Source organism: Chitinophaga oryziterrae (genome assembly GCF_009758125.1).
In the GTDB taxonomy this organism is placed as follows: Bacteria; Bacteroidota; Bacteroidia; order Chitinophagales; family Chitinophagaceae; genus Chitinophaga; species Chitinophaga oryziterrae.
Genome location: NZ_WRXO01000001.1, coordinates 656,938 through 679,266, shown reverse-complemented (window position 1 = coordinate 679,266; position 22,329 = coordinate 656,938). Strand labels below are relative to the sequence as shown.

Genomic DNA, 22,329 nt, shown 5'->3' with positions numbered 1-22,329 from the left:
CCCCCAGGCAACCCTTTCCCACATTCTCCGTATTAAGGTATTGATACAACAATAACGTGCTTTAAATAAAACCTTAAGAAGATGAAATATCAATTTAAAATTGCGGCATTTGTCGCGATGTGCTTTATCGTGTCTGTACTTTCAAGCTGTTCAAAGGATGATAACCCTTCGGTAGATAATACGCCCAAAGGAACGACTGTCAAGCTGGCTAACACCACTAAATTCGGTAGTGTAATGACAGACAGTCTGGGACAAAGCCTGTACTTCTTTTCACTGGACGCAAATGGTACATCCGGTTGTACAGGAGGTTGCCTTGCTGCATGGCCTGTGTTCTATAAAGAACATCTTACTATCGACACTTCACTGAAAGCTGCTGACTTCGGAGTAATTACCCGTGCTGATGGTTCAAAACAAACTACCTATAAAGGATGGCCCCTGTATTATTATGCAGGTGATGTAAAAGCAGGAGATATTAATGGAGATGGTGCTAATAATATCTGGTTCATAGCTAAACCCGACTATACTGTAATGCTCGCTAATCAGCAGTTAACCGGTAATGACGGTGTGCAGTACAACAGTCAGTTGCAACCAGGACAGGAAGTAACACAGTACATTACAGATGCTTATGGCAGAACGTTATATGCATTCTCTCATGATCATAACAATACCAATGTTTATACAAAAGCAGACTTTAGTAATAACGCCACATGGCCTATTTACGAAGTAGATAGTATTAAAAGCATTCCGTCCATACTGGACAAAGCATCGTTCGTAAAAATCAATGTTTTCGGAAAATCACAGATCACTTATAAAGGATGGCCTTTATATTATTTCGGTCCTGATGCACAAACAAGAGGTAATACAAAAGGTGTAAGCGTACCAACACCTGGCGTATGGCCATATGTAAACCTGAGCACAGCGGCTGCTCCTATGCCATAATCAGTGAACAGTGAATATTGCCTGCCTGTATTATTTACAGGTGGGCAATATTTCTATCATCAGGATAATAGCATTGTTCGATAACGCCTCCAGCTCTACTTCCTCGATCTCAGATAACCCCAGACTATCCCCTGCATGCAACAACCGGTACTGCACTTCAAATACGCCCTCTATTACAAAAGCAAACATACTGTTTCCGGGGCCTGAAAGCTTATACACTGCTTCTTCTCTGCCTCCGAACTTTCCTATCATTACGCCCTTACATAATTCAAGGAGCTGATTTTTTTCTGCATCCAGATCAAAATCAATCAACCTTGAGGAGGTCGTGCCCTTAATCCATATCTGCAGAAACTTAACCAGCTCCGTTTCATAAGGATTGGCTACTGAAAAAGAAGTTCCGGCTTTCATACTTAACAACTGTATCTGTCCGGCTGTAATAACATCATTATCACAGGCAATGGCCCCCACTACAGGAATTAAAATAATATCCGAATCTTCTTCCACATTCATCGTAATAACATGCCCTCCGGCAAGGGTATCTTCATTTAAAACATATAAGGCTCCAAATGGTGTTTTATGTTCATTATAATATCTGCCGAAATTAAAGGTATTGTAACTCCTGAACCAGGATAGTTCATTCAAACCACGTTCTGCTGCCAGGAATATTTTTCCTTTGGATTGAGGTACCATGATTATTTAATTTCCTTTAATGAACAGATGCTGAGAAAAGGTTGCATCGCAAACTGCTCTGTCAGTATTTCATCATTTACAGGTGTTGTATCAAGAGCAACCAGTAACTGGTTACCTATAGTATCATACCATGTAAGCGGCTCTGACATGAAGTTAACAGCCACCTGATGTTTACTCTTATCCTTAATATCAGAATTGATGATCTCAAACTTATAATTTGAAAAGGGCAGAAAAAGTTTCCCTGAATTATTCAGGATATCTGGCACTTTCCTGTTCAGTTGTTTCAAATATCCAACCACAGATCCGCTCACAAGAAAATGTAATTTCTCTGCATTTGGTACATACGCGATCAGCTCACCAAATGTGATGTATTTCTTCTCCTGGTTATATAGCTGTGCCTGCATTATGAACTCAGTATAGGAGTCATTGAATACCAGTTTCTCCCAGGCGGACTGGGAGCTGGCATCAATGATCTTCCTATACAATAAGCGAATAACTCTCATCAGGCACTTACATAAATAGTGTGAGTAAGGGTATAGCCCGCAGACACACTGCCTGTAACAGTAGACAATTCAGTCGCCAGTGAATCACTGAAAACCATGTCTGCCGTATTGGCCGTATCCTGTGTACCATGTGCCTTATAATCTGTTGCAGTTGTGTACACTGTATTACAAACATCCGTAGGGAATGCGATCTGTGTTACCAGTAAAGAGGTACCTGCAGAATTGTAAACATGCACATGAATATGCGGAGCTCTGGGAGAATACCAACCAGGGAAAATACTGGTAAAAGTAACCAGTCCATTCGAATCGGTCGTTTGTCTGCCACGCAGGAAATGCGATGCTGTATAGTCTATACTGGCATAACTGCCGCCGGGCGTATCTACATACTCTGAATAATATCCCACGGCAGTACAATGCCAGATATCCACCAGTGCGCCGGAAAGCGCCGCGCAACTGTTGTTTTTATTATTAATCGTGATCTTAATGGTTAATGGTACCCCTGATTGTCCGTCAACAATATTGCTTCTTACATAAGAAGAAGGCGTTATTGTAGGATAAGGGCCTGCCGTTTCAGAAGAAGTAGCCGTGCAGGAGCCGGAACTGGAACTCCCGGTAGAAGTACTATCGGTAGTGGTGTTAGTGGCAGCGGTTGTATCATTGTCCTTGCCGCAGGAACCTGCCAGTGGGGCTATTGCGGCAAGCCCTAAAGCTGCCAGTCCGCTTTTCAAAAAATGTTTTCTTTCCATTGTTCGCCGTTTTTAAAGATGAGTGGTCGTTGCATATAAATTAACCGTACTATAAATATATCGCCGGAAACAGCCCTTTATTGTATTTAAGCGGTAAATCGCCCTTTTGTTGCGGTGAATATTCTTTTTTACCGGTAATCCGTTTTTTTTGCAGCCGGAAGGTAAACGTATGTAAATTTGAATTATATTCGGTTTGTAAACCCGATCCTCTGGAGTCTATCAATCTCTCTCCCGGTGAAATCAACCCTCAAGATAGATGCATGAGTCAACTCAAATCTGTAACAAATGAAAAAGCTATCAATTTTATTAGCCTGCGGAATTATCTTTATTACATCGTGTTCCAAACCAGACAAAAATTCATCTGAAAAACCTGTAACGGGCAACACGACTACCGCTGTAAGAGAGAGACATTGCGGCACTATGGAAGTATTAAATGAGCAACTAAAAAATGACCCGGCCCTGGCATCCCGGATGGCTGCAATAGAAGCCAATACAAACCGGATCATGGAAAACAAATCACTTTACCGTCTCCTGCCGGATGGTAGTATTATGATCCCTGTTGTTGTAAATGTGTTGTATAAAACGACCGCACAGAATATTTCAGCGGCACAGATACAGTCACAGATCGACGTATTAAACAATGATTATAACGGACTTAATTCAGAATTCAGCACTGTACCTGCCCTGTTTTCATCTGTAAAAGCAAGCGTAGGGGTGCATTTCGTACTTAAATCAGTAGTACGCAAGTCCACAACAGTAACCACCTGGTCTACCAACGATGCCATGAAGAAAAGCACGTCGGGTGGTATCAATCCAACTACGCCCGACTCAGTGTTAAACCTCTGGGTAGTAGGTGCTATGAGCGGCGGCGTAATCGGTTATGCACAATTCCCCGGTGGCGCCAGCGCTACCGATGGAGTAGTGATTGCATATGACTGTTTCGGTAATACCGGTACTGCAACAGCTCCATTTGGCCTGGGCAGAACCGCCACACATGAAATAGGTCATTACCTGAACCTCCGCCATATATGGGGAGATGCGACCTGTGGTGATGATCTGGTGGGCGATACCCCACTGCATAATGCCGCTAACTTTGGTTGCCCTTCTTATCCGCACCTCAGTACCTGCACAGGTACTCCTGTGGAAATGACCATGAACTACATGGATTATTCCGATGATGCCTGTATGTATATGTTCACAGCCGGACAAAAAACCAGGATGCTGGCTACCTTTGTTTCCGGTGGTGGCCGTTATGGCTTTGCACATTAAATAAAAACTCCGGGAGAGAGTTTTATTTGTATTTTTCAGGCATGAAAATAAGGGGATGTTTACTAACTATAATGATCGTATTTATTGTATGTCAGCTACATGCACAAACGATCTTATCTGCAACAGAAACAACTGCAATCTTCACAGATAGTATTAAAGCTAAAAACGGCATTAAATTCCCTATCCGCAGGACTTACAGCTACAGCGATAAAACAGGGAAATACTACCTGGCATTGTCAGAAAGCATTGATTCAATAGCAGCCGGTAACGACACTTTACATTATACCATTAAAGGGACCTGTTTGCAGGAAACACGGGAAGGACTTGTAAAAAAATGGGAACTGAATGATCATAAAAGACCAGATAAAGATGAAGAATCTTCCATCTGGTTCTGGACAAAATTCTGTGAAGTAAAAGATCTTGACGGTGATGGTATCGCAGAACCTCTTATTATATACGGTAGCGCAGGGTTAAATGGTACCGATGATGGAAGAATAAAAATACTGCTCTATTATAAGGGACAAAAAACAGCTATCAGACATCAGAATTCTGTAATGGACGGTGCAAGAATTACCGATATAGATGCATCCTTTTATACCTTACCTCTCCCCATACAACAACATATCAGGAAACTGATTAAAACCATCACAGATAAAGGCTTCGCCATTTTCGCCACAGATTATGAGGTAAAGATGAACAGAAAAGCAGTACATATAGAATAACTGATCGATACTGATAAAAAATACCTAATTATGTTTTAATTTCAGCAAAATTTATCACTCATGATCAGTAAGCCACAACCCGGCGAATATGTAGATTACCAGGGAACATACATTAACATGGTAGGTGACCTGCCTGTGCTGGATGTATTGACAGCATCAAAGTCAAACACACATGCACTGTTATACAGCATCCCTTTAGAGAAGGAAGAATATGCTTATGCACCAGGTAAATGGACCGTTAAAGAAGTCGTGAATCATATGATAGATACAGAGAGGATCTTCGCATACCGTCTCTTAGCTTTTGCCCGTGGTGAAAAACAGGGATTACCCGGATTTGAACAGGACGACTACGCAAAGCAGTCCTTTGCCAACGAACGCCTGTTGCATGACCTGGCCGACGAATTCAGGGCCGTACGTGAATCCTCACTGTACCTTGTACGCAATCTGAATGAACAGCAACTGGCTAATATCGGCAAGTCCAATAACAACCCGCTTTCAGCAAGAGCATTGGTATATATGATGGCAGGACATGAACTGTATCATATCAAAATCCTGAAAGAAAAATATCTATAATTTAAAAAATATCTGCTTCTTATATAACCAGTAGCACAGGTACCATTCCAGGAATAAGGTAACCAGCGCGGATAATATTTTTATTGGTACAAAGATCGCTACCACACCATTTACCCATTGTCCTCCGACTGTTTCAAAAAACAGGTACAGGAATATAGCGTTCATTCCTACCACTACGGCTATCCAGGTATACCTGCTGTGTTCCTTTACGTCTATCCACCAGTACAGCGCTGCCAGGATCAACAATACCCATCCTGCAGAGGCGAGTACAAAACCTGCGGTACTGATACGTTTGATGATAGGCGAAATATTACTGATGTCTGCGCCAAAACCAAGTATCAGCGCAATCACTCCTGCTATTAACAGCACCCCCGTTTTCTTATTACCACTACTGGCTGTCATCAGGAATTTACCTGCTGTCATCCCCCATATTGTATGGGCGGCAGTAGGAATAATGTTAATAGCTACCCAGCCATCAGGATTGATCTTTCCCATCAGCAACGTATCCATGTAGGCTCCAAAATTATGGTACTCAACAAAGGGTTGATCATATCCCGGCATTAATACTGTTCTGTATAATACATCGCTCAGAATAATTAATAATAACCCTGTTACAATCTGAAAAGTAATGGAGCGGTCTATGATCAGGTAAGCAATAATAGTGGTAACAGATAACTGTGTTAATACATTCCATAGTTCCCATACCATCTTACCGGAATAGATACAATGTAAACCGGTGCCTAATAAGAATAGTTTAGCACTTCTTATCAGGATATGTTTAAAGTTCTGTTTCCAGGTAATGCCTTTCTTTCTTTTGCTCTCAAAAGAGATGTACATGGCCGTTCCTGCCATGAACATAAAGGCTGGCTGTACAAGGTCCCAGAAATGTAATCCGTGCCAGGGATGGTGGAAAAACTCATTAATGAGAATGTTATTATCCAGATGTCTCAGGGATTCATATACCAGGCAGCTTTCTCCTGCCAGCAGGATCATGATCACACCGCGCATTACATCCAACGACAATAAACGTTTGTTACTATTTAACAGTGATTGCATAGTTGAGTTTGTTATAACCTGTTGTTTCTTCCCATACATTCTCATTGGCCAGTCGCACACTATACAGAGGTTTCGTATTTAAAGACGTGTATTTATCCGGTAAGTTCAGCAGCAGATCGTAAGTACCTGCGGGTGGCAGGACAAATGATTGCTGTAAGGTAACAGCGCCTGTTAACCACTTGCGTATTTCTGTGTTGAACGTATAGGGATATACCTGTTTGGTAGCCGTATTACGTAATAACAGTTGCACAGGTCTTGGATTATAGGGCGCAGCATACCCGGTATTTTGCAGGTGTATCAATACGGAAAGGGAATCGCCCTGCTGGAAAGAAGCATCCTTTAATACCAGCCGGTAGCCCAGTTTACGTTTGATATTATCCAGGCATCCACCGGTTTGCCAGTCGTTGTTTACATCAGGATTGTAATCGGCATTCAGGAAGCTGTAATGCATATCACCGAATTCCTGTTCTGCATGTCCGGCAGGTTCACAATCATTCTGCGGACTGTACTCATCGCTACAGGTCTCTCCTCCTACTACTACGTATTTGCTGTCCATGCTGTAATAATTACGGAAGGCGGTAGTGGCTTCTTTGGGTGAAGAGGAAGAGTTACCATAGTCGGCATAAGTGCCATAGTCATTGGCACTGGCCAGAAAGCAGTCGTTATGAAATCCTATCCTTGCCTTATCTGTACCCAGTGCTGCTTCGTCCTGTGTTAAAGCAGCTGAAGAAGCAGGTGCATTCACACCGTACACAAAGCGCTGTTTGATCTGCGGATAACGTACCTGCACCATCCTGTCGGCAGGCAGTGCATCCAGCATGGCTTTTAGCACTTCTGCCCTGTCATTCCAGTTATTATCATACAACAGTTTTTGCCCGTTGGAAGAAGCATCGCCGAAGTAATCGGTATAATAGTTCTCTCCCCAGGTACCGATGAAACCCAGTTGTACACAGGCAATGACATCTGCATTTGCCTGTAATACAGGTTTTAACTGGCTGATATGATTCAGCACAATACTTTTAGGGGCATCTCCGTAAGGAGTACAGATAAACTGCTCAGGACAGCTACCTGCTGTTACAGAAACGGTATACGTAAAACGGGGTATGAGTTTGAAACCTGCTGCCCGGGCGGTAGCACAATCTTTGGTTATATTAGTAAGGAAAGATGCAGGTAATGCTTTTCCTGTATATCCATCCAGGATAAAATACCGGAACACCAATGTGCTAAGGACATTATAAACTGTACCGGAGACGCTTTGACCCGCGCGGAAACCTGCAAGCGTTTGTGCATCCAGTGGGTCATAATTATCTACAGTTGTTTCGGAGTATCTGTAGAAACCACGTTCCGGGTTGGGAAAATCGGTAGTACTTTCAGTATAGGTAACTTTTGTGGCGCTTTGCTGTGTGGAAGCAGTATTATCACTGCTGCTGGTTTTGCCACAGCTCATTATTACCAGCGCGGATATTAACATTAACCAGGGTCGCATAGGTGTAATTTTATAACAGGAGACCCCTGCATGAAGTCTCCTGTTTATAATACTATTCAAAATTAACTAAAATAGATGATTGATTTGCATTTGGCATGTTTCCCAATGTAGCAGACCAATCGCTCTTCGTAGTCTGTATACCTACCCTGAAGGCCTTAGTAGCCGCCAGTCCTTTGATCTTCGAACGGACTAACCTCATTTCAAATTTCAGCGTAGTACCGTCCTGTACGACCGTACCCACCGTATAAAATTCGGCCACACCGGTGGGTTGAAAGCTAAACGCATCCTGCGCACCGGAATGATTGTATACATCAAACCAGTTTGCCAGCACTCCACCTTCCAGTAACACATCGTATCCTCCATCAGGAAATGTACCTGTCAGCAATCCGGTAGTCGCATCATTATCAGTATCCAGATAAAAATCGAAGATGTCCCCATTATTCTTATTTGAATTCATCTCGAAATAAAAATAAATATAGTTCGCATCGTAATCGATCTTCGACTTCTTAAAATAGGTCTCACCTGCACCGGAAATCGTTTCAGAGGTGGTTACATTATCCCAGTCAGACAACGTACTATCATCCAGTTTTACAGGTGATGATTTAGCAATATACACTACGGTAGATGCTTCTGTTACGCGTCCTTCTTTGGTTGTAGCATACAGTGTAGGCACATACTTTCCCTTACCGGGATAAGTATGTACAGGACTGGCTTCCGTAGAGGTAGTACTGTCCCCGAAATCCCATTTATAAGATACGGCACCTGTAGTGGTATTCGTGAATGTAACATCATATCCACTAATGCTTACAGCATAAAAGACATCCGCTTCCGGCGTATTGTTATCTTTTTTACAGGCAGCTAATACCGTTACCAGTAAAAAGAAAGAAAATATATGTTTGAGTTGCATGATTGTACTGCATTAAAAGATGAATAAATAACTAATCAGGGATTCTGCTGACATAACTTATTTGTCTGCACTTCATCTATCGGAATAAAATAGATGATCCTGTTGTTATCCCAGTTAACGATCTCGTTCGCATAGTTACCAGGCTGCGTACTCAGGTCTATATCAGATTCCTTTAATCCGGGAAGATGATAACCCCAGTAAGTACGGTTCATCGACAGCTTATTGCGGTATACATCTGCAGAACGGTGTCCTTCAAATGCCAGTTCAAGACGTCTTTCTTTCAACACGGTTTCCAGTACTGTCTTACCGGCCGGTGCAGTTCCCTTGTACAGGTAATCTTCCAGTCCCCGGTTCTTACGGATCATATCCACATCATTCAGCGCGGCTGTTGCATTATTTGCTTTCGTTTCTGCCTCTGCTTTATTCAGGTACATTTCAGACAAACGGAACATGATGGGTGAACTAAGTGTAGGTTTACCATCCTGGAAAGAGAACTTGGTGATATAATAGATCTCTATACCGTTCTTCTTTTGCATGTTACCATCTGCATCTTTCAATGGTACAATATAAGACCAGCGCAGATCTTCCGGATGTTCAGACATCGTATCCCTCAGTGAGGCAGAAGCATATTCTTCTCCCCAGCCGGAGTTACCATCAGAATAGATCATAGAAGCAATAGAGCCTCCCTTACCATAATCATCTACCTCTGTAAAAGCTACACACAGAATTGTCTCCGTACTGGTTGTTGCATTGGCAAACATGGCAGGATAATTAGCAGCGGTCGCAATACTGAACTTCCCTGAGTTAATTACTTTGTCTGAGTAGTAAATAGTGCTGTCGTTATCTCCTTTATACAGGAACACCCTGGATAACAAAGCCCAGGCGGCTTCCTGCGAAGCATACTGCACGCCACGTGAAGCTGTCATCAGTGCGGCTCCTTTCTCTGCATCTGCAATAACAGCCGCATATACTTCTGATACGCTGGCCCTGGCTTTATCTGCAGGATCGCTGGTGGAAGTACGTAATATAACACCACTGGCAGCAGGGTCCTGCGTATAAGGCCTTGCATAAAAACGTGCCAGGTTAAAATGACAGAAAGCACGCAGAAAATAACACTCCCCTATCAGTTGCTGTATATTGGCATCAGGATTACTGATACTTTGTGCAGCTTCAATCACGGTATTCACGTCATTGATGATCTTATAGGAGATATACCAGAAATAACGGCTATTGGTCTGTGTAGGCGTATGATTCAATGTGAAGCTGTAATACAGCGGATCGGTAGTACTTTGCCCGCATACAATATCATCACTGGCAAAATCACTCATCTGGAAGTACTGACGCAGGTACATATTGTTAAGGTCCGTGGTACCGTTAAACTCCGTATGATCTTTAAACAGGGCATATGCACCATTCAGTGCATTCTTCAATCCCTGTGTCGTATTCGTTAAAGTACCGGTGGTTAATGAATCGCTTGGCGTCACATCCTTTAAGCAACTGGTAATAAGCAGCGGCAAGGCTAGTATGATGATGAAAAATCTTGTTCTCATGGTCTGATCGTTTTAACTAAAACCTGATGTTGATGTTAAACAGAAACTGGCGGTTGTTCGGATATTTGAAATCCGATACACCGGGCATTACATAATCACCGGCAGTGATCGTTGTACCGGGGTCCTGTCCCAGGAATTTCGTGAACGTGTATACGTTGTCCGCCGTGAGCGCAAACGTAACACCATCCATATGCCAGTGACTGATCAATGTTTTAGGCAATGCATACGATAATGTAATATTGCGGATAGACAGGAAACTACCATCCTTTAAATAACGGGTAGATGTTTCTGTAGAGTTGGCAGCATTCTGCGGACTAGGCTCTGTTGCTATATCTCCTGGTTTTGTCCATATCGAATATCCCTTTGGTAATACGATCTGGTTATAGTATGGTTCATTACCATCGTTCATCACAAAACGTAATGTATTACTGAACACTTTGTTACCTGATAAGAAATAAGCATTCACACTCAGGGAGATATTTTTATACGTCCACGCTGAATTAAATCCACCCTGGAACTTTGGCAAGGCAGATCCTACTTCCTGGTAAGTAGCTTTTGAATAGTCAGATGTGGCTTCCCTTGAGGTTACTTTACCGTCTGCGTCCTTATTCACTATTTCCCACTGTGGTGCGCCTGTTTGTGTATTTACGCCCAGCCATTTAGGCATATAGAATTCATACAGGTTTCCGTCATTGCGATAGATCTGTGAAATGCTCCATGTCGGCTGTGTACGGGTAATATCAGTGGGTAACTGCTTTAACTTGTTGCTGTTAAAGCTGATATTGAAATCTGTGGTCCACTCAAAGTCTTTCCTTTTTATATTCACCGTATTAATACCCAGCTCTATACCATTATTGATCACCTGACCCACATTTTCCCAACGCTGTTCAAACCCTACAGACAAAGGCTGAGGTACCTGTAACAACAATTTCTTCGTTACGTTATTATAAGCATCCACGGTAAAATTGATCCTGTTTTTTAATACAGTAAGATCTACACCCACATTGGCCTGCTGCTTGCTTTCCCAGGTAAGGTCAGGACTGGGCAACTGTAAAGGAGTAGCCACTGTTCCACCGTTATACTGGCCATTCAGTGAATACAATCCCAGGTAACGGGAAGAGCCTATATCCTGTGTACCGGTTACTCCGTAACTGGCTCTCAGTTTCAGCGTATTGATGAACGGATTATCCTGCAGGAAACCTTCATTGCTTATCAGCCAGGCTGCTGATACCGCAGGGAAAGAGCCATACCTGTGACTGGAAGGAAATGCGGTAGAACCATCCACACGATAAGACCCTGTAAGGAAGTAGGTCTCCTTATAACCATAACTCACCTGGGAAATAAATGACTGGATGATAGCGGCATCCGTAGAGCCAAATACCAGTTTATTATTAGACGCTACATTCAGCACCGACAATCCTTCCGGTAATCCTTTACCTGACCCTCCCAATACTTCTGTCTTGCTGTTTTCTATGGCAATACCAGCCAGACCGCTAATGCTATGATCTCCTTTTTTGAAATTAAACTTTAACAGATCGTTGGAGATAATACCATAAGATAATGTACTCTGCTCATTCAGGTAACCAGTACCACTGTATTGCCCTGCTACTACCGGAGAATAATATTCTTTAGACTTGTTATAATTTGCAGCTACACGATTGTTACTGGAAAATGACAGCCAGTCAGTGATTTTTACATTCAGTCCCAGGTCATAGTTCACATCAAAACTCTTGTACGGATGACTGGAATTTTTAATAGTATGGATAGGGTTCGTTTTATCCCGGGACCACCACTTGAAAGTAGAATTCCCATCTACGTATACCGGCTGACCTTTACTATCATAAGGATTATCCCAGGGCAGATTCAGGTACGCATAATATACATCTTCATAGTTATAGCTCTTTCCTGAAGATCCGCTGAGGTTGATATTGTTGGTAACACTCACACTCTTTGAAAAATGATAGGTAGAGTTCGCACGCAGATTCACCCGCTGGTAACCTGTATTCATGAAAGTACCTTTCTCATTGTAATAAGAGATACCGGTATAATACTCGTTCTTCTCGGTACTGCCGCTGGCAGACAGATAGACATTCTGCATAGGAGCTGTCTGGAACATGGTGGTTAGCCAGTTGTTATTCTGACCCTGTAATGTCTTTGGACGTTCGCTATAAAACTTCAGGATATCTATCTTGTAGGAGTTATTGGTAGTTCCCGGAATATAATCACGGTAATATTCTTTCTGGCGGTCGTACAACTGGCTGCCATTCATCATCTGCATCCTGCCAAAATCAGGTGTACGGAAACCGGTGGTTACTTTTGCTTCAAAACGGGTCTTACCCAGCTTTGCTTTTTTGGTAGTAACGATGATCACCCCGGCATTAGCCTGCGAACCATACATAGCGGTAGCGCCTGCATCTTTCAGTACGGTTACGCTTTCCACATCATTAGGATCATAATTGCCACCGATGATACCATCTACGACAAACAGCGGGCTTTGCGAGGCATTTACGGAAGAAACACCACGCAACCTGATCTCTGAAGTAGTACCCGGTACACCGGAGCTGTTCACTACCTGCAAACCGGCTACCTTTCCCTGTAACATGGAACCCACATCGTTGGTGGTCACATCTTTCAGTTTATCAGCAGAGACCACACTTACGGCGCTGGTCAGTTCACTCTTCTTTTTATCACTGTATCCCACCACAACCACTTCGTTAAACTTGCGGGTATCTTCTTCCAGCGATATACTGAGATTATCCCTTGCAGGCATCTCTCTGGTAGTATAACCGATATTACTGATCACCAGGACAGCTTTACTATTCAGGCCACGCAATATAAAGTTACCCTGTGCATCCGTCTGCGTACCCTTGTGTGTACCTTTTACAATTACCGTAGCTCCGGGTAACGGGGTACCGCTGGCGGTACTCACTTTTCCACTGATAGTGATCAATGTATCAGCCGGGGCCGTTACAACTACTGCCGGTTTAATAACAAAGTTATTCCCTTCATGAGAATACATCACCCGCTGGTTCTTTAAGCAGAGGTCCAGCACTTCCTGTACACTGGCATTTTTTACGTTTAAGGTGACAGGGCTGGTGTTGGACAATGCTTTCTCCGAATACACAATAGACACGCCTGTTTGTGTAATAATCTCTGCAAACACCTGTTGCAGCGGAACATCTTTCACGGCTAAAGTAACCTTCTGGGAATAACCTGCCGCACATACATGCAGACAGGTGACTAACAGAACAAATGCGGTCAATTTCATAACCAGGCAAATTTTGGTTGTTAGCCCGCGCGCACGACGGGCCATTACATTACAATCGAAATGCATACTTTTGTAGTGTTTGGTAGTACTAAAATGGTCTTACAGCGATTATTAAAGGATACCAGATAAATAGCCGGAGGTGTTGCGAGCATCTCCGGTTTTATACAAGTCCTTTTTCCCCCTGATAGAATTGTCTGATTGAATTGCCGGTGCTTACCGGACAGCTGCTTAAATTCTGGTTTAATTAATTTCTACTGATTTTGATCTTCTACTACCCTTATGGCAGAACTATTACTTTTCTTCCTTCTATTCTGAAATGATTATAGCCATTGCCTTCTAACAGGTCCAATACGCCGGAAAGGTTCAGGTTCCTGCCTATTCCACCGCCATAAAGTTCTTCACTGGGTTTGGCAGCATATACGATGTCTACATCGTACCAGCGTGCTACTTCCCGGAGGATAGCGGGCAATGCCATATTATTAAAAACAAAAAGACCGTTTTTCCAGGCTGTTACTTTTTTAAGGTCAGCATTCCTTACCGTAATCGCATGATGCTGGTTGTCCAGTACCGCCTGCTGACCCGGCTGTAACAATTGCAGTGCAGGTCCTTCCTTTACCTGTACACTACCTGCCAATAACGTGGTGTTCACCGTAGTTTCATCCGGGTAGGCCATTACGTCAAAGTCGGTACCCAGTACCTGTACTTCCATATTGCCAACCATCACCCGGAACGGTTGTGATGCATTTTTTGCTACTTCAAAATATCCCTGTCCTTCCAGCTCCACGGTTCGCTGTTCCCCGGTAAATGTGGTCGGATACCGGAGTGTGGATGCTGAATTTAACCAGACTTTCGTACCGTCTGGTAATACTAATTTGAACTGCCCTCCCCTGGGCGTAGTTAACTTATTATAATGTACGCCGGCCCCGTCTCCCTGGGCGGCATACAGTAATTGACCGTTCTGTTTGCGGATAGTGGTATGCCCCTGGCTGATCACCTGATTACCGGCACTGTCCAGTGTTACTGTAGAACCATCTGACAAAGTAAGGATGGCCTTATTAACCCCCGGTGCTATATCGGTATGCGATTTTTCCTGTAAGGCAACAATAGCCTTCTCAGGGGCCTTACGCTGCAGGAAGAAATAAGCGCTGCCGGCCAGCAATAATACAATGGCTGCCGCTGCCATCCGCCGTAATGAAAAAATCCCTGCACGGGCAGCGGGTGCCGGTGCAAGGATCTGTGCATATATTTCGTTGAAATCTAAATCCGGTGCAGTATGATCTCCCTCATAAACGGTTGACATGAAGTGTTGTAACACTTCGCGGTTGCGTTCTTCTCCTATGTAGCTGAATAATTCCTCCAGTTCCTCACGGGTGCAGGATTTATTCACATAACGTTCCAGGAGATATTGTATTCTTGATGGATAATCAGGCATATTATTATAAAGACGATTGCTACGGCAAATAGGACCGTCAAAAAACAATATTTTTTTTAACCTACGGTTTTAGCCATCTGTTGATAGTATTTTGACTGGTTTCCAACACAATTTTATACATTTCAGCGGGTAATTGTTGTACATCTACCAGGGCATGTCCCATTTTCACCGGTACCTCTGCCAGTAATTTATAGGTATCAGTTCCCCCATTCTTAAATTCATTGGTGGTCGTTACCCATATTTTAACTTTCCCGGTATCCTGCAAAGGCTGCCATTTGATATCAATATTGCCCTGGATATAGTTCACCACAGCATTGGCTACTGCTACTTTACCGATTAAAGGCACCCCATCGACCTCACGGGCAGTGTTTACAGGAATCGTCACATTCAGGAACCTGGCCATGGTGGGCATAATATCCACGATAGCCGGTTCATAATACCGGGCATAATTGTTCAGGTCTTTGTAATTGGTCACCATCCAGGTGCCACGCTGCCTGGCTGATTGACCTCCATGATTTCTGCCGGTCTTTTCATCACGGCCATGATCCGTAGTGATGATGATCATCCAGTCCTCGGGGAAGTTCTTCTGACGATAGGTGATCGCATCCCAGAGTTTACCCATCTGCTTGTCCATCATCTTCACCGCAGTATAAAACTCCGGACTGTCACCATGCATATGCCCCATATCATCCGTATACTCCAGGTACACCCAGGAAAGATCGGCCGCGTCGTTCAGCATCCCTGTCACCGCTTCCGACACAACTTTCTCATCAATGGCATGCATGAAATCCCTTTCTTTATCATGTTTGAACTGAACGGTGTCCAGTTCATAGCCATCTGCATAAAAATTCACATACGCATTTCCTGCCAGTTTAGTACGGTTATCCTGCCAACTGGAATAGATGGCCGTTCTTTTAGCCGGATACTGTTCTTTAAACAGTCTGAAAATATTGAAGTAATGATAGTCAGGCGCAGTAATATCGTTATCCGGTACATTGTGTTTGTTCACCCATACACCGGTCAGCAGACTATTATACCCAACCGCTGAAATAGTAGGCGTCTCAGAGTAGGTACCTTTATCACCGCCTACATGCATGCGGGTATAATTACCCACCGCTTTGATCTTATCTATATTAGGCGTAGCCAATTTCTCGATCACGTCAGCAGGTATCCCGTCCGCAATAACAAATACCACCTTTTTAGTTCTCTGTGCAGATAAAGAACCTGCTATTAAAAGGCATCCGGCAAATACAATAAATCGCTTCATACGTTCAGATTAAAAAGCTCCCTGTTTAATGAATAATAAACAGGGAGCCAATATACAGATAATTATTATTCAGCTTTCAGTAACCACATCAATGCATTGATATCATCCCCGGCACTATACTGACGGGAGATCGCTTCATTCACATGCTGCTGGTTATTCTGCAACTCCGTTTCCGGGTACATCCAGCGTACAGGGATCTTTTTGTTGTTCAAAACACCTGCTCCTGATACATCAAATACCGGCATACCTGTACGGCGCTGCTCATAAAACATCTGCCATCCGCCACTCAGGAAAGAAGACAGGTATTTTTGTGTCATCACTGTTTGCAGGCTGTTGGTAACAGGATAAGGATTCAAGGTAAGATAGGCATCAATGGCAGTCTGACTAATCCCGTAAAACTGCATGGACGCTGTTACTCCTTTGTTGTAATAGTCGGCAGCATTACCGCCTGTCCAGCCACGGATCACCCCTTCGGCAAGGATGAATTGCAGCTCAGGATACCCCAGCGCCACACTTGGCTCGTTCACCGGGTTATTGAAATAACGGGACTTGATTTTAGATGCTTCTCCGGCTACTACGCGGTCGTTATTTTCACTGATAGGCGCACTTCCTTTTACGCCACCATAAGCACTGAAATCATTATCCGGTAATGAAGAATACTTAGGCGCTTTCTCTGCAAAGGTGAATAACCTCGGGTCTTTTAACCCTTTCAGTAAATCGATGAAGGTCTCTTCCATATAATAAGCCGTTTGCAGATCATTATCATTATAATGCGTGTAACGGTTACCCTGCAGATCATAAAACGTCAGTTGCCCTGCATCCGCATTTCCTGTCATCAGGGGATAAGTATCAGGATTGTTGACAATATTGGCAAACTTCGCTTTTATGTTCAGTGTCGTATTACTTTCTTTTAATGATAAACTCATTAATACACGCAGAGAAAGGGAATTGATCAGTTGTTTCCATTTGATCATTTTACCACCGAATACAATGTCACCCTGTACAGCGGCAGTACTGGAAGTAATTGCGGCATTGGCATCATCCAGATCTTTCAGGATAGCGATGAAGATATCTTCCTGTTTGTCATATACCGGTGATGAAACACCCCCATCCCCTTTCAACGCTTCCGTATATGGAACATCCCCGAAAGTATTGGTTAGTTTCAGGAAGTACCATGCCTTAAAGAACTTTACAAGAGGAAGATATTCCGGCTTGCCCAAACGGTTCGCTTCCTGTTCCATTTTTACAACCTGACGCAGGTTCGAATAAGTATTAAAAGTTGCTCTTGTCCATCCATAGTACTGTTCGTTGGAAACAGAGTTGGTAAATACCATTTGTCTTGTTGCCAGTGCAGCACTCAGGTCTAATACAGAAAAGGCGTTCTGTTCAACGGTATTAAGCAACAGGTCTGGTGTAGCTGTGGTGGATTTATTTGGATCTGTCTGAAAATCTTCGAATTTCTTACAACCGGCGGCCATTATCAGCAGCAGGGTTGCTACAGTATATATCTTTCTCATGATTAGAATTTAAGATTGACATTGAATCCCATACTTCTGGTAGAAGGTGTCTGTAAATTATCTGCACCTGCATCCGGATCAACGTTGGGCATTTTAGAAAACAGTAACAGGTTTCTGCCAACTGCTGATACATCTGCACTATGGAAGAAGGTACCTTTCAGCCATTTACCGGGTACTTTCCAGGTAAGCGTTACTTCTCTTAACTTCAGGAATGTCTGTGAAAAATAGTTATAGTTATTGTTGGCACCATTGCTGGTATTGGTCATGTAATCAATGTAGTTAACAGCCTGCGTGTTGGTGGCGAAGGTGCGTGTATCACTGGTGATATCACCGTTTGCATCATAGGTAGCAGCTCCTCCGGTTACCACTACTCCCTTACCTACGTACGTAGATTTACCTGCATTGGCATCATCCCTGAATGAATTTACTGTACCTCGATTGGTTCCTCCCCACCACATTTTCTGGTTGGTTGTTGAATAGATCATACCACCAATACGGCCGTCTACTAAAAAACGTAAACTGAAATTCTTATAGCTGAAGCTGTTCTCTATACCATAGATCCAGTCGGGGTCCTGATTGCCTACAAAACGCTGGAAGTTATCCGCTAAAGGGAATCCGTTCGTATTATAAATCACATTACCGGAAGGGTCCTTCTGATAAACGTCTGTAAAGATGCGGTCAGTTCTGTCGCCTGCTTTCAGATAGTTCAAACGGCTTGCACCGCTTGTAATTTTTTTCAGGTAACGGCGATAAGTACTCAGGTTCAACATAATATCCCATCTGAAATCACCTTTACGGATAGGATTTGCATTCAATACTATTTCCACACCTCTGCGCTGGTATACGTTGCCATTTTTTAATATGCTTCCAAAACCACTACCTAATGAAACAGGCACGGAGTCAAGGTTGTTATAATCCTTTGTCTGGAAGTAAGTAAATTCAACGCCCAACCTGTTACCAAAGAACTTGGTATCCACACCTGCTTCCCAGCTGTCTGATGTTTGCGGACGCAGAGAGGCATCATAGATTTTATCTCCGTATGTCAGGGATGGCGTATTATTCCAGATAGTTCCCTTGCTGTAAGATGGCAGGTAACTATAGGTATAAGTATTATCATCCAACGTTCCACTGGATACTCTTGACAACGATCCTCTTGCTTTCAGGAAAGAGAACCAGTCTGGTAATTTAACCAGTTGAGAAATAACCACTGCACCAGTTAATGAAGGATAGAAGAAACTGTTGTTAGCAACGGGTAATGTTGAGATCTTATCATTACGTCCTGTTACAGAGAAGTATAATGCGTTATACAACTCAACATCTACCAACCCATAGAAACTCCTGGTCCTGCGTTCTTCTATTCCATTGGTAGCTAATACAGGACTGGCCGAATTGCTTAGGTTATAAAAGCCGGGAATAGTTAAACCATCTGTATTGCTGGTGCCATATTTAAAGTTGCGGTAGTAGTTGGAACCCCCTACCTGTGCACGGACCTTAAATTTGCTGCTGAAAGTATGGTTATAATCAACCACAAGATCAGACACAATATCAAAGTAATTACCTGTTGATACCGTATACTGTCCTCTTGATTTATTACCATAACCGATATAACTCTTAGGCTCGTTATAATTGCGGTTAAGTCCGTACTCATTAATACCGTTACGGAATTTCGCACTAAAAGATGGACTGAACTGGTAATTCAGGTCCACCGATCCGAAGGTATTATCTTTATTATAACCACGCAGATATTCATATGCCTGGAAATAAGGGTTGTTATAATAAGAAGTATTATAATGTCTTTGCTGTACACCTTCTTTTCCTGGTACCCAGTAATTACGCAGGTCACGTACATCAATATCCGGCCCTGTCCACAGGATCAGGTTATACAGGTAATTGGTAGGTCCATAACCCGTTTCCGGGAAGTTATGCGTATACTCTTTGTTATAGCTGATCCTCGCATTCATGCTGAATGCATCGCTGAGATTGTAATTACCGGCCATGTTAAAAGAAGTATTCTTCAGATCCGTATTAGGAACAATACCCTGCTGATAAATATGCGATGCAGATGCTCTGAAACTTCCTTTCTCACCGGACTTGGTAAAGCTGATATTATTACTGGAGATAACACCGGTACGGAAGAAGTTCTTCACGTTGTCCTTCCCTCTTGATAAAAATGGTAATGGCACCAGTTTACCCGTGGTAGGATCAACAGGGCTATTGAATTGTGGTGTTTCAAAATAACCACTTGGGGTTGTAGGATCTTTTTGATCCAGTTTAGGACCCCAGATCCAGCCGGAACCTTCCGGACCGCTACCGGAACCATCAATATAGGTATACTGACCTTTAAATCCATTACCATAAGAACTTTGCACTTTAGGTATACGGATAAAGCTGGTCTGGAACTGTGTGGATGAATTAAACTCTACACTCAGGTCTTTTGAACCACCTCTTTTAGTAGTGATCATGATAGCGCCGTTCTGTCCGATAGAACCATACAGTGCAGAAGCAGAAGCACCTTTCAGTACGGTCATGCTTTCCACATCATCGGCATTGATCTTAAAAAGGTCTGCCGACTGATCGGGAATACCATCAATAACGATCAATGGTTTTCTGCCACGTAAGGAGATCTCAGGGTCCTGGAAAAGGTCTGTGGTATTATGGATAGTTAAACCGGCAACCTTACCCGTCAGAGAACTGATCACATTTGATTCACGGGCTTTTACAAGATCTGCACCTTTTACCTCCTGCGCAGCATAACCCAGTTTTGCTTTTTCTTTTTTGATACCTAAAGCGGTTACTACTACTTCGGATAATTTCTTCTCATCTTCCAGCAGTGTTACCTGGAAGTTAGCGGTTTTGCTGACTGCAATCTGTTGTTGTACATAACCTGTAAAGGAGATGGTGAGTATATCACCTTCCTGCACCTTTATCTGGAAATCCCCGTTATCATTGGTGACAGTACCTCTCCTCGTTCCTTTTACCATAATAGATACACCTGGTAATGGTTGTTTCTTAGCGTCCGTTATTTTACCGGAGACCGTTCTTTCTTCAGGTGCTTCTGCTGGTTGTGCTACAGCCGCACGAATGATAATATTATTGTCCAGGCATTTGTAATTAAAAGTAGCCTGTGTAGCCAGTAGCTGCAATACTTTCTCTAAAGTGGCATTGGGTGCATTTACATTTACTTTTCTGCTCATAAGGCCCGACTGGTCCATACAAACAATAGAATAATGTGTTTGTTTTTCTATTATTTCAAACACTTCTTCCAGTGGTTTATTCTGTACAGAAAGTGAACAGGGTACCTTTTGAAGATCTATTCTTGCAGGAGCTGCAAAGCCCTGCAGGAATACATGACAGAACAGGATACATAGCAGTATCTTGCCATGTTTTGGCATTAAATTCTTGTAAAAAAGAAACATATATAGGTGTTTAGCGTGAACGAGTTCTGGTTAATTTTATTTTATTCCTGAGATATATACAGTCTTTCCTTTAATAGTATAATCAAGATTATCTGATGCTTTAATTACATCCAGCACATAGGTCAGCGGCTTATTGCTAAACTTTGCAAACAGCCTGTGAGTTGCAGTTTCAGGGTCAGAAAAAATGATCTTTACATCATACATCTTCTCTATTTTAGCGGCTGCCGACGCAAAACTTTCGTTCCTGAATACGAGCAATGCAGACGCCCATCCGGTTACATCATCTACATCATATACCTGCTCATAATAACGGCCATCTTTATAACGCAACTGACGGCCCGGTGTTAACGTATAGGCTTTTTCATCTACGGTTACCTGTACTTTACCATCTACCAGTGATACAGCGGTATCAGAAACATTAAATCGTGTGCCCAGTACATTTACAGACAGCTTGCCTGCGCGTACAGAAAACGGGTGATGTGCATCTTTGTTTACCTCAAAAAATGCTTCTCCTTCCAGGATGATTTCCCGGCCTGCTTTCGCAGGATAACGGATCGTACTTTTTGGTGCCAGGTGTACCAGTGTACCATCTGGTAAACGCAGGTGTAATACCTGTCCTGCCAGGCTGGTCTGCGCTATATAACTACTACCCGGTCTGTAAAACAATAACGCACAGGAGATCACCATCACCGCTACCATGGCGGCGGCAGCCATATACCTTACTCTTCTCCGCGAAGCGGTTATCTTATATTTAACCTTCTTTAACCCGGCAGTAATTATTTCATTATCCTGCACTTTATCTGTTGTCCATATTTCCTGCAATACAGAAAAGGTCTCCCTGTTCTCTGCTGACTGCTGTAACCAGTCTGTTAAAAAAGTCTCTTCTTCAGTAGTGGTTTCCGCATTAAAATGGCGTGCGATCAATAAATAAATGTCCTGCTGTTCCAATCAGTTCGTTGTTTAATAGCAGTAAGACGTATTTCAGGAG

At 43.0% G+C, this 22,329-nt stretch carries 17 protein-coding genes; 4 read left to right on the top strand and 13 right to left on the bottom strand.

Annotation, left to right across the window (positions count from 1 at the left end; translation table 11 throughout):
* The first annotated feature begins 81 nt into the window (after positions 1–81).
* Positions 82–939 (top strand): hypothetical protein, encoded by an 858-nt coding sequence (locus GO495_RS02760; RefSeq protein ID WP_170302622.1) that lies wholly within the window; start codon positions 82–84, stop codon positions 937–939.
* A 30-nt stretch (positions 940–969) separates the two neighbouring features.
* On the opposite strand, the gene GO495_RS02755 is transcribed toward GO495_RS02760, so the two are convergent.
* The 3 genes from GO495_RS02755 to GO495_RS02745 are packed head-to-tail and all read right to left on the bottom strand — an operon-like array spanning position 970 to position 2,878.
* Positions 970–1,629, bottom strand: a complete 660-nt coding sequence (locus tag GO495_RS02755) for a pirin family protein (RefSeq protein ID WP_157298171.1) — start codon at positions 1,627–1,629, stop codon at positions 970–972.
* A 2-nt stretch (positions 1,630–1,631) separates the two neighbouring features.
* Positions 1,632–2,132, bottom strand: coding sequence for a hypothetical protein (locus tag GO495_RS02750; protein ID WP_157298170.1), 501 nt, complete (start codon positions 2,130–2,132; stop codon positions 1,632–1,634).
* A complete protein-coding gene (locus GO495_RS02745) occupies positions 2,132–2,878 on the bottom strand; it encodes a dioxygenase family protein (RefSeq protein WP_157298169.1) in 747 nt (248 codons plus the stop codon). The genes GO495_RS02750 and GO495_RS02745 overlap by 1 nt, the downstream gene beginning before the upstream one ends.
* Positions 2,879–3,163: 285 nt before the next feature.
* Here GO495_RS02745 and GO495_RS02740 point away from each other — a divergent pair, with 285 nt between their 5' ends.
* The 3 genes from GO495_RS02740 to GO495_RS02730 all read left to right on the top strand — a co-directional run bounded on the left by GO495_RS02740 (position 3,164) and on the right by GO495_RS02730 (position 5,442).
* Positions 3,164–4,147, top strand: coding sequence for a zinc metalloprotease (locus tag GO495_RS02740; RefSeq protein ID WP_157298168.1), 984 nt, complete (start codon positions 3,164–3,166; stop codon positions 4,145–4,147).
* Positions 4,148–4,218: 71 nt separating this feature from the next.
* Entirely contained in the window at positions 4,219–4,869 is a 651-nt protein-coding gene (locus GO495_RS02735; protein WP_157298167.1) for a M949_RS01915 family surface polysaccharide biosynthesis protein, read from the top strand.
* A gap of 60 nt (positions 4,870–4,929) precedes the next feature.
* Positions 4,930–5,442, top strand: coding sequence for a DinB family protein (locus GO495_RS02730; protein ID WP_157298166.1), 513 nt, complete (start codon positions 4,930–4,932; stop codon positions 5,440–5,442).
* Here the strand turns inward: GO495_RS02730 and GO495_RS02725 are convergent.
* The 10 genes from GO495_RS02725 to GO495_RS02680 all read right to left on the bottom strand — a co-directional run bounded on the left by GO495_RS02725 (position 5,437) and on the right by GO495_RS02680 (position 22,289).
* Positions 5,437–6,498, bottom strand: coding sequence for an acyltransferase family protein (locus tag GO495_RS02725; protein WP_157298165.1), 1,062 nt, complete (start codon positions 6,496–6,498; stop codon positions 5,437–5,439). The two genes, GO495_RS02730 and GO495_RS02725, sit on opposite strands and share 6 nt — an antisense overlap.
* Entirely contained in the window at positions 6,479–7,984 is a 1,506-nt protein-coding gene (locus GO495_RS02720) for a DUF4832 domain-containing protein (RefSeq protein WP_157298164.1), read from the bottom strand. Before GO495_RS02720 ends, GO495_RS02725 begins: the two co-directional genes overlap by 20 nt.
* Before the next feature lie 52 nt (positions 7,985–8,036).
* Positions 8,037–8,891 (bottom strand): PKD domain-containing protein, encoded by an 855-nt coding sequence (locus GO495_RS02715; protein WP_157298163.1) that lies wholly within the window; start codon positions 8,889–8,891, stop codon positions 8,037–8,039.
* 35 nt (positions 8,892–8,926) lie between these two features.
* The gene (locus GO495_RS02710) at positions 8,927–10,441 is read right to left on the bottom strand and encodes a RagB/SusD family nutrient uptake outer membrane protein (RefSeq protein ID WP_157298162.1); all 1,515 of its coding nucleotides are present in this window, start codon (positions 10,439–10,441) and stop codon (positions 8,927–8,929) included.
* Between the two features lie 16 nt (positions 10,442–10,457).
* The gene (locus GO495_RS02705) at positions 10,458–13,709 is read right to left on the bottom strand and encodes a TonB-dependent receptor (RefSeq protein WP_157298161.1); all 3,252 of its coding nucleotides are present in this window, start codon (positions 13,707–13,709) and stop codon (positions 10,458–10,460) included.
* Positions 13,710–13,986: 277 nt separating this feature from the next.
* A complete protein-coding gene (locus GO495_RS02700; RefSeq protein ID WP_157298160.1) occupies positions 13,987–15,141 on the bottom strand; it encodes a FecR family protein in 1,155 nt (384 codons plus the stop codon).
* 61 nt (positions 15,142–15,202) lie between these two features.
* Positions 15,203–16,408 carry an alkaline phosphatase family protein gene (locus GO495_RS02695; protein WP_157298159.1) on the bottom strand — a complete coding sequence of 402 codons (1,206 nt, stop codon included), beginning with the start codon at positions 16,406–16,408 and terminating at the stop codon, positions 15,203–15,205.
* A gap of 65 nt (positions 16,409–16,473) precedes the next feature.
* A complete protein-coding gene (locus tag GO495_RS02690; RefSeq protein WP_157298158.1) occupies positions 16,474–17,925 on the bottom strand; it encodes a SusD/RagB family nutrient-binding outer membrane lipoprotein in 1,452 nt (483 codons plus the stop codon).
* 2 nt (positions 17,926–17,927) lie between these two features.
* Positions 17,928–21,341, bottom strand: coding sequence for a SusC/RagA family TonB-linked outer membrane protein (locus GO495_RS02685; RefSeq protein ID WP_157298157.1), 3,414 nt, complete (start codon positions 21,339–21,341; stop codon positions 17,928–17,930).
* A 36-nt stretch (positions 21,342–21,377) separates the two neighbouring features.
* Positions 21,378–22,289 (bottom strand): FecR family protein, encoded by a 912-nt coding sequence (locus GO495_RS02680; protein WP_157298156.1) that lies wholly within the window; start codon positions 22,287–22,289, stop codon positions 21,378–21,380.
* Positions 22,290–22,329: the final 40 nt, after the last annotated feature.

What these genes read in the sequence shown, in the direction of transcription:
- GO495_RS02760 (WP_170302622.1), top strand. Translation starts at nt 82, where the DNA reads ATGAAATATCAATTTAAAATTGCGGCATTTGTCGCGATGTGCTTTATC.
- GO495_RS02755 (WP_157298171.1), bottom strand. Translation starts at nt 1,629, where the DNA reads ATGGTACCTCAATCCAAAGGAAAAATATTCCTGGCAGCAGAACGTGGT.
- GO495_RS02750 (WP_157298170.1), bottom strand. Translation starts at nt 2,132, where the DNA reads ATGAGAGTTATTCGCTTATTGTATAGGAAGATCATTGATGCCAGCTCC.
- GO495_RS02745 (WP_157298169.1), bottom strand. Translation starts at nt 2,878, where the DNA reads ATGGAAAGAAAACATTTTTTGAAAAGCGGACTGGCAGCTTTAGGGCTT.
- GO495_RS02740 (WP_157298168.1), top strand. Translation starts at nt 3,164, where the DNA reads ATGAAAAAGCTATCAATTTTATTAGCCTGCGGAATTATCTTTATTACA.
- GO495_RS02735 (WP_157298167.1), top strand. Translation starts at nt 4,219, where the DNA reads ATGATCGTATTTATTGTATGTCAGCTACATGCACAAACGATCTTATCT.
- GO495_RS02730 (WP_157298166.1), top strand. Translation starts at nt 4,930, where the DNA reads ATGATCAGTAAGCCACAACCCGGCGAATATGTAGATTACCAGGGAACA.
- GO495_RS02725 (WP_157298165.1), bottom strand. Translation starts at nt 6,498, where the DNA reads ATGCAATCACTGTTAAATAGTAACAAACGTTTATTGTCGTTGGATGTA.
- GO495_RS02720 (WP_157298164.1), bottom strand. Translation starts at nt 7,984, where the DNA reads ATGCGACCCTGGTTAATGTTAATATCCGCGCTGGTAATAATGAGCTGT.
- GO495_RS02715 (WP_157298163.1), bottom strand. Translation starts at nt 8,891, where the DNA reads ATGCAACTCAAACATATATTTTCTTTCTTTTTACTGGTAACGGTATTA.
- GO495_RS02710 (WP_157298162.1), bottom strand. Translation starts at nt 10,441, where the DNA reads ATGAGAACAAGATTTTTCATCATCATACTAGCCTTGCCGCTGCTTATT.
- GO495_RS02705 (WP_157298161.1), bottom strand. Translation starts at nt 13,709, where the DNA reads ATGAAATTGACCGCATTTGTTCTGTTAGTCACCTGTCTGCATGTATGT.
- GO495_RS02700 (WP_157298160.1), bottom strand. Translation starts at nt 15,141, where the DNA reads ATGCCTGATTATCCATCAAGAATACAATATCTCCTGGAACGTTATGTG.
- GO495_RS02695 (WP_157298159.1), bottom strand. Translation starts at nt 16,408, where the DNA reads ATGAAGCGATTTATTGTATTTGCCGGATGCCTTTTAATAGCAGGTTCT.
- GO495_RS02690 (WP_157298158.1), bottom strand. Translation starts at nt 17,925, where the DNA reads ATGAGAAAGATATATACTGTAGCAACCCTGCTGCTGATAATGGCCGCC.
- GO495_RS02685 (WP_157298157.1), bottom strand. Translation starts at nt 21,341, where the DNA reads ATGTTTCTTTTTTACAAGAATTTAATGCCAAAACATGGCAAGATACTG.